This window comes from Tsukamurella pseudospumae (assembly GCF_001575195.1).
Taxonomy (GTDB): domain Bacteria; phylum Actinomycetota; class Actinomycetes; order Mycobacteriales; family Mycobacteriaceae; genus Tsukamurella; species Tsukamurella pseudospumae.
Genome location: NZ_LSRF01000001.1, coordinates 208749 through 221207, shown reverse-complemented (window position 1 = coordinate 221207; position 12459 = coordinate 208749). Strand labels below are relative to the sequence as shown.

The following is a 12459-nucleotide window of genomic DNA, read 5'->3' as shown; positions in this document are numbered from 1 at the left end:
GCCGCTGCCCGGCTCAGAGGTGGGCCAGTGCTCTGACCGGGTCCTCCACGTAGTCCGCGAACAGTCGCAGGAAACCGCCGGCCTCGCCGCCGTCGCACACGCGGTGATCGAAGGACAGCGACACCTGTGCCACCTTGCGCACGGCGACCTCGCCGCCGATCACCCACGGCCGGTCGATGATCCGGCCGATCCCGAGGATCGCCGCCTCGGGGTGGTTGATGATCGGCGTGGAGCCGTCGACGCCGAACACGCCGTAGTTGTTGAGAGTGAAGGTGCCGCCGGTGAGTCGGCCCGGCGGCAGCTTCCCGTCGCGGGCGAGCGCCGTGGTCTCCGAGAGCCGCTGTGCGAGTTCGACCGTGGTCAGGGTGTCCGCGTCGGCGAGCACCGGCACCACCAGTCCGCGCGGGGTCTGCGCGGCGATCCCGAGGTGCACACGACCGTACTGGACGATCCGCCGGCGCCCGAGATCGACGGATGCGTTGAGCTGCGGGTAGCGGCGCAGCGCCGCCACTGTGAGGCGGGCGAGCAGCGCCAGCAGGCTCACCCGGTCCGCCTCGGGCAGCGCCGCATTCATCGCCGCCCGCGCGGCCAGCAGCTCGGTGGCGTCGACGTCGACCCACGTGGTGGCGTCGGGGATCTCGCGGCGGCTCGTGCTCAACTTGTCCGCCACGGCCTTCCGGATGCCGTTGAGCGGGATGTGGACGTCGCTGCGGGTACCGGGCGTCGACGCTGCCGTGGACGCCGGTGCCTCCCGCTCGGCGAGGGCCGCGTCGACGTCCGCGCGCCGGATCACGCCGCCCACGCCCGTCGCGCGCACCGTCGCCAGGTCGATTCCGTGCTCGCGAGCCAGGGCGCGCACGACGGGGGAGATGACCCGCACGGCCGAGGGCGTCGACGGTGCCGGGGCGGGCGTAGCCGCCGGGCGCGGCGATGCCGAGACGGTACGGCCGGTGGGCGCGACGCGTCGCCGCCGGACGGGCTCGTCCGCGCTCGTGCCGTACCCGATGAGGACGTTGCCGGAGGCACCGTCGGTGCTCGGGACGTCGGGTGTGCGCGCGGGGGTTCCGGAGCTCTCCGTGCCGTCGCCGACGGCGATGAGCGGCTCGCCGACGCGCAGGACGTCGCCGGGTCCGCCGTGCAGCGCTACGACGGTGCCCGCGTAGGGGACCGGCACCTCGACCGCCGCCTTGGCGGTCTCCACCTCGACGACCACCTGGTCGACGGTCACGGTGTCGCCCACGGCGACCCGCCAGGACAGGATCTCGGCCTCGGTCAGTCCCTCGCCGAGGTCGGGGAGCAGGAACACCTTCTCGCTCATGCGGACACCGTCCAGCGGGGATCCACCTGATCGTCCCACTGCAGCCGGTCCACGGTATCCAGGATCCGGTCCACACCGGGCAGATGCAGGCGCTCGAGCTTCGGCGGGGGATAGGGGATGTCGAGTCCGCTCACGCGGAGCACGGGGGCGTGCAGGTGATGGAAGCACCGCTCCTGCACGCGGGCCGCGATCTCGGCGCCGACGCCGGCGAATCCCTGCGCCTCCTGCACCACAACGCACCGGCCCGTCCGCCGGACCGAGGCGGCCACGGTCGCGTCGTCGAAGGGCACGAGGGTGCGCAGATCGATCACCTCGAGTGAGCGCCCGTCCTCGGCGGCCGCCTTCGCGGCGTCGAGAGCGACCCCGACCGACGGGCCGTAGGAGATGAGCGTCGCGTCGGTCCCGGCCCGCCGCACCTCCGCCCTGCCCAGCGGCTCGCCGATCGTGAGATCGGTGTCCTCCGAGGCGAAGTAGAGCCGCTTGGGCTCGAGGAAGACGACGGGATCCGGATCGTCGATCGCCCGCCGCAGCAGCGTGTAGGCGTCGCCGACCGTCGCGGGCGCGGCCACCTTCAGCCCGGGCGTGTGGACGTAGTAGGCCTCGCTGGAATCGCAGTGGTGCTCGACGCCGCCGATGCCGCCCGCGTAGGGCACGCGGATCACCATCGGCACGGCCAGCGCGCCGCGAGTCCGATTGCGCAGCTTGGCGACGTGGGAGACGATCTGTTCGAAGGCGGGATAGGCGAAGGCGTCGAACTGCATCTCGACCACCGGTTTGAACCCCGCCATGGTCATGCCGACGGCGAAGCCGATGATCCCCGACTCGGCGAGCGGGGTGTCGAAGCAGCGGTCGGCGCCGAACTCGCGGGTCAGACCGTCGGTGACGCGGAAGACGCCGCCCAGCGTGCCCACGTCCTCGCCGAACACGACCACGTTCGGATCGGCGGCGAGCGCGTCCCGCAGGGCGGTGTTGAGCGCCTGGGCCATGGTGTGACGCGGCATGGTTCAGTCCTCCCGGGAAGCTGCTGCGGCGGCGAGCTCCGCCTCGACGAGTGCCTGCTGCTCCCGCAGTTGGGGTGTGGGCTCGGCGTACACGTGCCGGAACAGGTCCGCGGGATCGACGGGGCGGTCCGCGTTCATCCGCTCCCGCAGGTCCGCGGCGGCGGCCTCGGCCTCGTCGGCGACCGCGGCGACGAGGGCGTCGTCGATGCGGCCCCGCGCCCGCAGATGGGTCTCCAGCCGGGTGATCGGGTCGCGGCGGACCCACTCCTCGACCTCCGCGGTCGTGCGGTAGCGGGTCGCGTCGTCGGCGTTGGTGTGCGCGTCGATCCGGTACGTGTGGGCCTCCACGATGACGGGCCCGTTGCCCGAGCGGACGAAGTGCGCGGCCTCCTGCATCACGCCGAGCATCGCGATCGGGTCGTTCCCGTCGACCTGCTCGGAGCCGATGCCGTACCCGACGCCCTTGTGCGCCAGGCTCGGTGCGGCGGTCTGCCGCGAGAGCGGAACGCTGATCGCGAAGCCGTTGTTCTGCACCAGGAACACCACCGGTGCGTGGAACACGGCCGCGAAGTTGAGGGCCTCGTGGAAGTCGCCCTCGCTGGTGCCACCGTCGCCGCAGAGCGCGAGGGCGATCGTGTCGGTGCCGCGCAGGTGCTCGCCGTGCGCCACGCCCGCCGCGTGCAGCAGTTGCGTCGCGAGCGGGGTGCACTGCGGCGCCGTGCGCAGCGCCGCGGGGTCGTAGCCGCAGTGCCAATCACCCGCGAGAAGCGTCAGGACCTCGACGGGGTCCACGCCGCGGGCGGTCAGCGCCACGGAATCGCGGTAGGTCGGGAACAGCCAGTCGGTGGGCCGCAGGCACATGGCCGCCGCGATCTGGCAGGCGTCCTGCCCGTGCGAGGACGGGTACACCGCGAGGCGGCCCTGCTTGGTCAGCGCCGTGGCCTGCGCATCGAACCGCCGCCCGAGGACCATCCGCCGGTACATCTCGACCATGCGCTCGTCGTCGGGGTGGGGATAGCGCGCGTGCGAGTCGGTGAGTGCGCCCGCCTCGTCGAGGTACTGGACGGGCGTGTCCGCCGGAAGGAACTTCCGGTACCTCGGCTCGCCCGCGACATCGGTGGTGGTCACATCGTCCTCCGTTCTCGGCCTGTGACGAGGGTCTCACCGATGGACGGAGTTCTCACCGACGTCAGCCATCGCGAGACGATCGTCGTAGATTGATCACGAGATCGGACCATATGTCCGTGGGAGTGTCGGCGAGCGGGACGGAGTTGGACGGATGGCGGACGGTTCCCCGGAGCCCCGGTTGGACGAGTACGACCGGCGCATCCTGCACGTCCTCGCCGAGGACGGGCGGATCTCCATGCGCGCCCTCGCGGAGCGCGTGCACGTCTCCCGCGCCAACGCCTACGTGCGGGTCGAACGCCTCGAACGCGAGGGGGTGATCCGCGGCTACGGCGCCCGCATCGACCACGGCCGGGCCGGTCTCGGGACGTCCGCGTACATCGGTCTCTCGATCCGGCAGGACGGGTGGAAGCAGGTCGCCGCGCACCTGCGCGAACTGCCCTATGTGGAGCACTTCGCGCTGGTGGGCGGCGACTTCGATGTGCTCGTCCTGGTCCGGACCCCGGACAACGCCGCCCTCCGCGACGTCGTGCTCGTCGGGTTGCAGGCACTCGGCGGGGTGCGCGCCACCCGCACCTGGCTCGTCTTCGACGAGGCCGACGGTGCCGGCGCGCCGGGGCCCGGCGACGGCACCGTCGGGTAGGGCCCACGACCGTCGGGACGTGCCGCCGATGGCACCGCCGATGGCACCGTCCGGTGCGGGTCTAGACGACGCCCATCGCGAGCATGGCGTCCGCGACACGGATGAAGCCGGCGATGTTGGCGCCGGTGACGTAGTCGCCGGGGGAGCCGTACTCGTCGGCGGTCTCGAGGCAGCGGTCGTGGATGCCGCGCATGATGTGCGCGAGGCGGTCCTCGGTGTAGTCGAAGGACCACGAGTCGCGCGAGGCGTTCTGCTGCATCTCCAACGCGCTGGTCGCCACGCCGCCGGCATTGGCGGCCTTGCCCGGCGCGAAGGCCACGCCGGCATCGGAGAACAGTCGCACGGCGTCCGGGGTGCACGGCATGTTGGCGCCCTCGGCCACGTACGACGTGCCGTTCTTGATCAGCCGGTCGGCGGCGTCGCCGTCGAGTTCGTTCTGCGTGGCGCAGGGGAGCGCGATGTCGCAGGGCACGTCCCAGACCGAACCGCCCGGCACGAAGATCGCGCCGCGCTCGGCCGCGTAGACGTCGATCCGCTCACGGCGGCGCTCCTTGACGTCCTTGAGCAGCGAGAGGTCGATGCCCTTCTCGTCCACCACGTAGCCCGAGGAGTCGGAGCAGGCCACGACGGTGCCGCCGAGCTGCTCGACCTTCTCGGTGGCGTACACGGCCACGTTGCCGGAGCCCGACACCACGACGCGTTTGCCCTCGAAGGACTGGCCACGGGTCTTGAGCATCTCGTCGAGGAAGAAGACCGCGCCGTAGCCGGTCGCCTCGGTGCGCACCTGCGAGCCGCCCCAGGTCAGGCCCTTGCCGGTGAGCACGCCCGACTCGTAGCGGTTGGTGATCCGCTTGTACTGGCCGAACAGGTAGCCGATCTCCCGGCCGCCCACGCCGATGTCGCCGGCGGGCACGTCGGTGTACTCGCCGATGTGCCGGTACAGCTCGGTCATGAACGACTGGCAGAAGCGCATGATCTCGCCGTCGCTGCGGCCCTTCGGATCGAAGTCCGAGCCGCCCTTGCCGCCGCCGATGGGCAGGCCGGTCAGCGAGTTCTTGAAGATCTGCTCGAAGCCCAGGAACTTGACGATGCCGAGGTACACCGACGGGTGGAACCGCAGGCCGCCCTTGTACGGGCCCAGTGCCGAGTTGAACTCGACACGGAAGCCGCGGTTGAGCTGGACGTTGCCGTTGTCGTCCTGCCACGGCACCCGGAAGATGATCTGGCGTTCCGGCTCGCAGAGTCGGCGGATGACGGCCGCGTCGACGTACTCGGGGTGCTTCGTGACCACCGGCGCGAGGCTCTCGAGGACCTCTTTCGCAGCCTGGTGGAACTCGGTCTCGCCTGGATTCCGACGCAGCACTTCACTGTACAGCTCGTCCAAGGTCGTTTCAGCGTGCGCCATCACACGTCCCTTCTCCCTCGTTGTCCGAAGTGTCGGACAATCGCCCGGACAGTCTATTTGCCCCCGCGTGGGCGGAATTCATCGGTGTAGCCCAGGATCGACTTCTGGACCACGGGCCAGTAGCGGTTCTGCGATTGCGAGGGCAGGTAGATGTTGTGGCCCGCGCCGGGGAGCAGCACGGCGGTGCCACGGCCGCCCTTGGCGGTGAGGGCGGTGATGAATCCCTCACACCCGGCCGGCCGGACGATGCGGTCCGCGGTGCCGTTATAGCAGGTCACCGGAACCTTCGGGTTGATGTTCTGGATCGGGTCGGCCACCGCGAACTGCTGCGGGAACTCGTCGGGAAGGCCCAGGAACAGTCGGGTGTTGACGTTGCCGTCGGCCACCGCACGGCGCATGTCGAGGACGCCGCCCATGGACACCACCGCCGCGGGTGTGACCGCGGGCACGCTGCCCATGGCGCCCGGCGTCAGGATGGACCGCGCCGCCGCCCACACCGCGAGCTGGCCGCCGGCGGAGTGTCCGGCGACGACGACGTCGTTCAGGTCGAGGTTCGGGGCGTGCAGTGCCTTGACGGTCTGCAGGAAGTCGATGGCCGCGGCCGTGTCGGTGAGGGTCGTCGGGTAGCCGCCGCCCGCGCCGATCCGGCGGTACTCGACGTTCCAGACCGCCACGCCGTGCGAGACGAGCGAGCGCGCCATCTCCGACATCGACCCCGCCGCGGACGGGGTGCGCCAGCCGCCGCCGTGCAGCAGCACCACGACGGGGATCTGCGGGGGCAACTCGATCGTGGTGCGGGCGCTGAGCGGGCCGCCGGAGGGGTTCTGCTGGATCGCGGGGTTGGTGGGCAGGTACAGCTCGCCGTAGTTCTGCTCGGGGTCCGACACGCCGTCGGGCACCGTGTAGACGATGCGCTGCGGTTGCGTGACGGGGAACTTGCCGACGAGCGACGCGGGGTTCACCGGCGGGTACGTGGTCGACGGTGCCGCCGGCGCGGTGGACGACGGGGCACCCGGCCCGGCCTCGTGGGTAGGGGTGCAACCCGTGCCGACCAGCACGGAAAGGCATACGGCGGCGCCGATCAGCGGCCGCCGGGCGCGCGCGAACAGCACGTCGACCCTCTCTCGCCCGGCGGGGCGGTTTCTGTGGCGTTTCCGAGGCGAATCCTAAGGCAACCCTGCCTCAAGTCCTAGCGCGGGCGCGTCCGTGTGACCTCCGGGCCGCGCACCCGCGGCGCGATCCGGGCTGGATAATGGGGGAATGAGCGTGCTCCCCATCCGCATCTATCCGGACCCGGTCCTGCGTACTCCTGCGGACGAGGTGACGGTCTTCGACGCCGATCTCGCCCGGTTGGTGGACGACATGATCGACACGATGCACCACCACAGCGGTGCGGGGCTGGCAGCGCCCCAGGTGGGGGTGAGCAAGCGCGTGTTCGTCTACGGCTGCGGCGGCCGTGAGGGGCACATCGTCAACCCCGTCTGGCGCGCCGTCGGTGAGGAGATGCAGACGGCGGCCGAGGGCTGCCTGTCGATCCCCGAGGTCCGCGGGGAGTGCACGCGCCACATGAACGTGATCGCCGAGGGGGTCGACGTCACCGGCGCCCCGGTGGTCCTCGAGGGCACTGAGATCCTCGCGCGCTGCATCCAGCACGAGACGGACCATCTCGACGGCGTGCTCTACCTGAGCCGGCTCGAGCCCGAGGAGCGGAAGGCCGTCATGCGGGTCATCCGCAGTTCGCCGTGGTTCACCGACCCCGCCGCGACGCTCGCGGCCGGGGCGGCGGGAGGCCGCGCCTGATGCGGCTGCTGTTCGCGGGCACGCCGGAGCCCGCCGTCCCGGCGCTGCGGGCCCTGCTCGACTCGGACCACGAGGTGGTCGGCGTGCTGACCCGCCCCGACGCCCGCTCCGGGCGTGGCCGCGGCGTCCGGCGCTCGCCGGTCGGGCAGGTCGCCGACGAGGCGGGGATCCCCGTCCTGACCCCCGCGACGCTGCGCGATCCCGAGGCGCGCGCCGCGATCGTCGCGCTCGCCCCCGACTGCTGCCCCGTCGTCGCCTACGGCGGGATGATCCCGCCGGACCTGCTCGACGTGCCCGCCCACGGCTGGATCAATCTGCACTTCTCGCTGCTCCCGGCATGGCGCGGCGCGGCGCCGGTGCAGGCGGCGCTCGAAGCGGGGGACGAGCTGACCGGCGCGTCCACCTTCCGCATCGAGGAGGGCCTCGACACCGGCCCCGTTTTCGGGGTGCTCACTGAGCGCATCCGCCCGGACGACACCTCGACGGTGCTCCTCGCGCGCCTCGCGGAGTACGGCGCGGAGTTGCTCACGCGGACCGTCGACGGGGTGGGCGCGGACGCGCTGCAGGCGCAGCCACAGTCCCCCGACGGGGTCTCGCACGCCGCGAAGGTCACCGTCGACGGTGCCCGGGTGCGGTTCGACCGTCCCGCCGGCGCCGTGGACCGGCACATCCGGGCCATGACCGACGCGCCCGGCGCGTGGGTCCCCTTCGGCGATGCGCGGCTCAAGCTGGGCCCGGCCACCGTCGACGGGGAGACCGCGGGCCTGGCGCCCGGTGAGCTGCGCGTGACCAAGCGGGCCGTGTTCGTGGGCACCGCGACCGCCGCGCTGCGGCTGGGTAGCGTGCAGCCCCCGGGGAAGAAGCCCATGCCCGCCGCCGACTGGGCGCGGGGAGCGCGCATCGAGGACGGCACGATCATCGGAGTGGACCAGTGACCGATCCCGCCCGCCGCGCCGCGCTGCAGACCCTCGCCGCCGTCCGGGAGCGTGGCGCCTACGCGAACCTGGTGCTGCCGGGGCTGCTGCGCGATGCCCGACTCAAGGGACGCGACGCCGCCTTCGCGACCGAGCTGACGTACGGCGCCTGCCGGGCGCAGGGCCTGCTCGACGCCGTGATCGAGAACGCCTCGGGGCGTTCCGTTTCCGATATCGACGGCCCCGTGCTGGACGCCCTGCGGCTCGGTGTCTACCAGCTGTTGCGTACTCGTGTCGGTGCGCACGCGGCCGTGTCCGAGACCGTGGACTCGGTGAAGGAGAGCTCGGGGCGCGGCGCGTCGGGGTTCGCGAACGCGGTGCTGCGCAAGGTGTCCCGCGACGATGAGGACACGTGGGTCACGCGCGTCGCGCCGCCTGCCGCGGAGGATCTGCTGGGGCACCTGGCGATGCAGTACGCGCATCCGCGGTGGATCGCGGAGGCGTTCCGGGAGTCGCTGCGCGCGAACGGGATCACGTCGATGGGGCAGCTGCAGGCGCTACTGGCCTCCGACGACGCCCGGCCGCCCGTGCACCTCGTCGCGCGGCCCGGGGAGATCTCCGCCGACGAACTCGCTCTGATCGTGGAGGGCGAGGTCGGCGTTCTCTCGCCCTACGCGGTGTACCTGCCCGGCGGCGATCCCGGTGCGCTGGAACCGGTCCGGGACGGTCTCGCGGGCGTGCAGGACGAGGGCTCGCAGCTGGTGGCCCGCGCCGCGGCGGTGGCGCCGCTCGAGGGTCCCGACGGTGGCCGCTGGCTCGACCTGTGTGCCGGGCCGGGCGGCAAGGCCGCGCTGCTCGGCTCGCTCGCCGCGATCGACGGTGCGCGCGTCGACGCGGTGGAACCCGCCGAGCACCGCGCCGAGCTGGTCCGCAAGGCGGTCAAGGGGCTCCCCGTGGACGTGCACGTGGCCGACGGTCGCGCGTCCGGCCTCGAACCCGGCTACGACCGGGTGCTCGTGGACGCGCCGTGTTCAGGCATCGGCGCGCTGCGCCGCCGCCCGGAGGCGCGCTGGCGCAAGCAGCCCGCCGACGTGGAGCAACTCACCGTTCTGCAGCGCGAGCTGCTGACGGGGGCCGCCGCGCTGACCCGCCCGGGCGGCGTGGTGCTCTACGCGACCTGTTCCCCGCACGTGGCCGAGACCCTCGGCGTCGTCGGCGACGAGGAACTGCTCGCGACCGCCGGACTGGAGCGGATCGACACCCGCCCGCTGGTCCCGGCCACCGACCTGCCCCTCGGCGACGGCCCGCATGTGCAATTGTGGCCGCACCTGCACGGCACCGACGGCATGTTCTTCCAGGCCCTCCGCAAGCTCTAACCGAATTGAACACCGTTATGGAGAATCTGACCTGCGGTTTCGTCCTCCATAACGGTGTTCAATCGGTGGATCGTGGGGAGCTTCAGGGGCGGGACCGTCGGCGACGGTCCGCGCCAGCCTCGCGCCCGTAGCTCGCGGGCGACGCGATCGAGGAACGCCGCTCGTCCGCTCAGCAGCATCGGGGAGGTCACGCGGATGATCGTCCATCGTTGATCGGTGATGGCGTTCCATCGGGCGATGTCGATGCGCTGTTGCTCCTTCGAGCGGTGGTAGCCGCCGTCGTATTCGATGGCGACGCGGTACCGCGCCGAGCCCAGGTCGACGTGGAACGGGGTGCCGGGCACGGGTTGCTGGGGGCGGAAGAAGTCGAGGCCCGACCGGTGGACGACGAGCCGCGAGTAGGTCTCCCAGGGGGAGTGCGCTCCGGTGCTGGACTCGTCGAGTACCTCCCGGACGCGGTTCGCGCCGTACAGACGCGGGTGCGTGTCGAGGTATCCGAGGATGGCCGGCTTGGTCGTGAGCGAACGCCCCTGCCGGTCGATTCGGATGAATTGGTCGACGCCCACGATCTTCTCGTCGCCCTCGGCGAATCGCGCCAGATCGACGGCGGAGCGGACCACGGAGGTCGTGACGCGCCCCTCGACGGCGACGACGTCCTCGGGCGGCAATCGACCGCACCGGACGACCACTCCCTGCCGCCGCACCTGCGAGGGCAGCCAGATCTCCGGCCGATGGCCCTCGGCGTACTCGATGCCGTGCAGGGTCGCCGCGCTCCAGCCGACGAAGACCAGCCCCGGGTAGGCCAGCTCGAGCGCATCGCGAATGTCGTCGACGGACGGCGCCGAACCGCCGTCGTGGCGAATGCCGCGGATGACGGACGTGGACTCTTCCCGCACCGCGTGCTCGGTCCGTCCGAGGAGTAGCTCACTCTTGCGTCCCATCACATCAATTGGACGCACCAGCTCTGCGATCGGATCCCTACCCCACGAATTGAACACCGTTATGGAGAGTCCGACCTGCGGTTTTGCTCTCCATAACGGTGTTCAATTGGGGGGGGGAGGGCTAGGCCTTGAGGACGCCGCCCTTGGTGAACTCCTGCGTCAGCGCGCCGCCGGGGCCGGGCTTGGCGTCGCCCTTCGGGTAGCCCATGCCGAAGGCGCCGCCGCCCTTGACCCACTGGTCCTTGATCTTGCCGGAGACGACATGGGCGCCGTTCTCGGGCGACCACACGATCGAGCCGTTCTGGAAGTCGTTGTACGCACCCGCGACCGAGCCCGCAGTGGGGCCGCCGACGGAGAGCTCGCTCATGAGCGGTGCGCCGAGCTTGCCGGTGGGGCCGCCCTCCTTGAGGTAGAGGTCGCGGATCGCGCCGGTGACGCCGGCGGCCTTGCCGCCGTTGACCTTCGGGTTCCAGTAGATGGTGCCGTTGGTGAACTCCTGCACCTTGCCTCCGGCCGCGTCCTTCTCGACGCCGAGCGGCTGGCCGTACTTCTTCTGGCCGCCGTCCTTGGTGAAGGTGTCGTTGATCGCGCCGGTGACGGCGAACTTCAGCGGCTCGTCGGGCTTGGCGTCGGTCGCGGTGGTTGTGGACGTCGCGGCCTGGCCGGCGAGGAGCTGACCGAGCAGCTTCTGCGCATTCGGATCGCTGCCGAACATCTTGACCAGCGTCGCGACGTCGGTGGTGGGCAGCTGCCCGGTGGCGAGGATCTGCTGGACGCCGGGGATCTTGGCGAGCTCGGTGAGCGCGGGCTGTGCCGACGCGGGAACCGCATTGGCGGTCGAGACGAGCGGGGTGTTGGCAGCCGCGGGAGCTGCAGCCGCTGGCGCTGCCGCGGGGGCCGCAGCAGCCGGAGCCGCGGCGGGAACTGCAGCCGCAGCCGGAGTCGCTGCTGCAGGCGCTGCGGGAGCAGCCGGCGCGGCGGGGGTCACGGGGACGGCCGGGACGGCGGGTTCGGCGAGGGCGGGCCCCGCGGCGAGGAACGTGGCGGCGGCGACGGCCACGAACGTGGTCAAGGTGGTGCGTGCGATCCGCATGACGACCTCTCAACAATCGGCGGCACGAGTGTTACCCGTGTGACTAATGATGCCGATGTTACTAAAGTGATCAATCGAATTCAATGAGGCTCAGCGACCGCGCGTCGCATCGCGCCGCGCGCACCGACCGGTCGACGGAACCGGACCACATACAATGCTGCGCATGTCCTCGCCGATGATCGCGCCGTCCATCCTGTCCGCCGACTTCTCCCGGCTCGGTGCCGAGATCGAGGCCGTGGGCGGCTCCGAGGGCGCCGACTGGGTGCACGTGGACGTGATGGACAACCACTTCGTGCCGAATCTCACGCTGGGCCTGCCCGTGGTCGAGAGTCTGTTGAAGGCCACGTCGATCCCGCTCGACTGCCACCTGATGATCGACGATCCCGCCCGCTGGGCGCCGCCCTACGCGGAGGCGGGCGCGTACAACGTCACCTTCCACGCCGAGGCCAGCGACGACCCGGTCGCCGTCGCCAAGGACATCCGCGCGGCGGGCGGCAAGGCGGGCCTGGCGATCAAGCCCGGCACCGCCTTCGACCCGTACATCGAGATCCTGAAGGACTTCGACACGCTGCTGGTGATGAGCGTCGAGCCCGGCTTCGGCGGCCAGTCCTTCATCGCGGAGGTCCTCGACAAGGCCCGCGCGGCCCGCAGGCTCGTGGACTCGGGCGAGCTGCGCCTGGTCGTCGAGATCGACGGCGGCATCAACGCCGACACCATCGAGCAGGCCGCCGCCGCGGGCGTCGACTGCTTCGTGGCCGGCTCCGCCGTCTACAACGCCGCCGACCCGGCCGAGGCGCTCCGCAAGCTCCGCGCCCAGGCCGCGGCCGTGCCGCGCGTCTGACG

12 protein-coding genes are annotated in these 12459 nt (G+C 71.5%); 5 read left to right on the top strand and 7 right to left on the bottom strand.

Features of this window, described 5'->3' with window-relative positions; translation table 11 throughout:
- Positions 1-13: 13 nt before the first annotated feature.
- Genes AXK60_RS00985 through pdhA form a run of 3 tightly spaced genes read right to left on the bottom strand, consistent with a single transcriptional unit; the run spans position 14 to position 3447 of the window.
- Positions 14-1318 carry a dihydrolipoamide acetyltransferase family protein gene (locus AXK60_RS00985; RefSeq protein WP_068569131.1) on the bottom strand — a complete coding sequence of 435 codons (1305 nt, stop codon included), beginning with the start codon at positions 1316-1318 and terminating at the stop codon, positions 14-16.
- Positions 1315-2319, bottom strand: coding sequence for an alpha-ketoacid dehydrogenase subunit beta (locus AXK60_RS00980; RefSeq protein WP_068569130.1), 1005 nt, complete (start codon positions 2317-2319; stop codon positions 1315-1317). Before AXK60_RS00980 ends, AXK60_RS00985 begins: the two co-directional genes overlap by 4 nt.
- A gap of 3 nt (positions 2320-2322) precedes the next feature.
- A complete protein-coding gene (pdhA, locus tag AXK60_RS00975) occupies positions 2323-3447 on the bottom strand; it encodes a pyruvate dehydrogenase (acetyl-transferring) E1 component subunit alpha (protein WP_068569129.1) in 1125 nt (374 codons plus the stop codon).
- 151 nt (positions 3448-3598) lie between these two features.
- Between pdhA and AXK60_RS00970 the strand changes: the two genes are divergently transcribed.
- On the top strand, positions 3599-4087 hold the full coding sequence (locus AXK60_RS00970) for an Lrp/AsnC family transcriptional regulator (RefSeq protein WP_068569128.1): 489 nt from the start codon (positions 3599-3601) through the stop codon (positions 4085-4087).
- A 61-nt stretch (positions 4088-4148) separates the two neighbouring features.
- Here the strand turns inward: AXK60_RS00970 and gdhA are convergent, their stop codons facing one another.
- Both gdhA and AXK60_RS00960 read right to left on the bottom strand, forming a co-directional pair.
- Positions 4149-5492 carry an NADP-specific glutamate dehydrogenase gene (gene gdhA / locus AXK60_RS00965; protein WP_068569127.1) on the bottom strand — a complete coding sequence of 448 codons (1344 nt, stop codon included), beginning with the start codon at positions 5490-5492 and terminating at the stop codon, positions 4149-4151.
- 53 nt (positions 5493-5545) lie between these two features.
- Positions 5546-6604, bottom strand: a complete 1059-nt coding sequence (locus AXK60_RS00960; protein ID WP_068569126.1) for an alpha/beta hydrolase family protein — start codon at positions 6602-6604, stop codon at positions 5546-5548.
- A gap of 148 nt (positions 6605-6752) precedes the next feature.
- Here AXK60_RS00960 and def point away from each other — a divergent pair, with 148 nt between their 5' ends.
- From def to AXK60_RS00945, 3 genes are read left to right on the top strand one after another with little or no spacing between them, the layout of a single operon-like run.
- Positions 6753-7292 (top strand): peptide deformylase, encoded by a 540-nt coding sequence (gene def / locus AXK60_RS00955; protein WP_068569125.1) that lies wholly within the window; start codon positions 6753-6755, stop codon positions 7290-7292.
- Positions 7292-8227: a methionyl-tRNA formyltransferase gene (locus tag AXK60_RS00950; protein ID WP_068569874.1), complete on the top strand. Its 936-nt coding sequence runs from the start codon at positions 7292-7294 to the stop codon at positions 8225-8227. The genes def and AXK60_RS00950 overlap by 1 nt, the downstream gene beginning before the upstream one ends.
- Positions 8173-9582: an RsmB/NOP family class I SAM-dependent RNA methyltransferase gene (locus tag AXK60_RS00945; protein WP_414930015.1), complete on the top strand. Its 1410-nt coding sequence runs from the start codon at positions 8173-8175 to the stop codon at positions 9580-9582. The genes AXK60_RS00950 and AXK60_RS00945 overlap by 55 nt, the downstream gene beginning before the upstream one ends.
- Here AXK60_RS00945 and AXK60_RS00940 read toward each other — a convergent pair.
- Both AXK60_RS00940 and AXK60_RS27755 read right to left on the bottom strand, forming a co-directional pair.
- Positions 9579-10523: an endonuclease domain-containing protein gene (locus AXK60_RS00940; RefSeq protein WP_068569123.1), complete on the bottom strand. Its 945-nt coding sequence runs from the start codon at positions 10521-10523 to the stop codon at positions 9579-9581. The genes AXK60_RS00945 and AXK60_RS00940 overlap by 4 nt on opposite strands.
- A 121-nt stretch (positions 10524-10644) precedes the next feature.
- Positions 10645-11616 (bottom strand): LGFP repeat-containing protein, encoded by a 972-nt coding sequence (locus AXK60_RS27755; protein WP_068569122.1) that lies wholly within the window; start codon positions 11614-11616, stop codon positions 10645-10647.
- Positions 11617-11779: 163 nt separating this feature from the next.
- On the opposite strand from AXK60_RS27755, the gene rpe reads away from it, so the two are divergent.
- On the top strand, positions 11780-12457 hold the full coding sequence (rpe, locus tag AXK60_RS00930) for a ribulose-phosphate 3-epimerase (protein ID WP_068569873.1): 678 nt from the start codon (positions 11780-11782) through the stop codon (positions 12455-12457).
- The last annotated feature ends 2 nt before the right edge of the window (positions 12458-12459 follow it).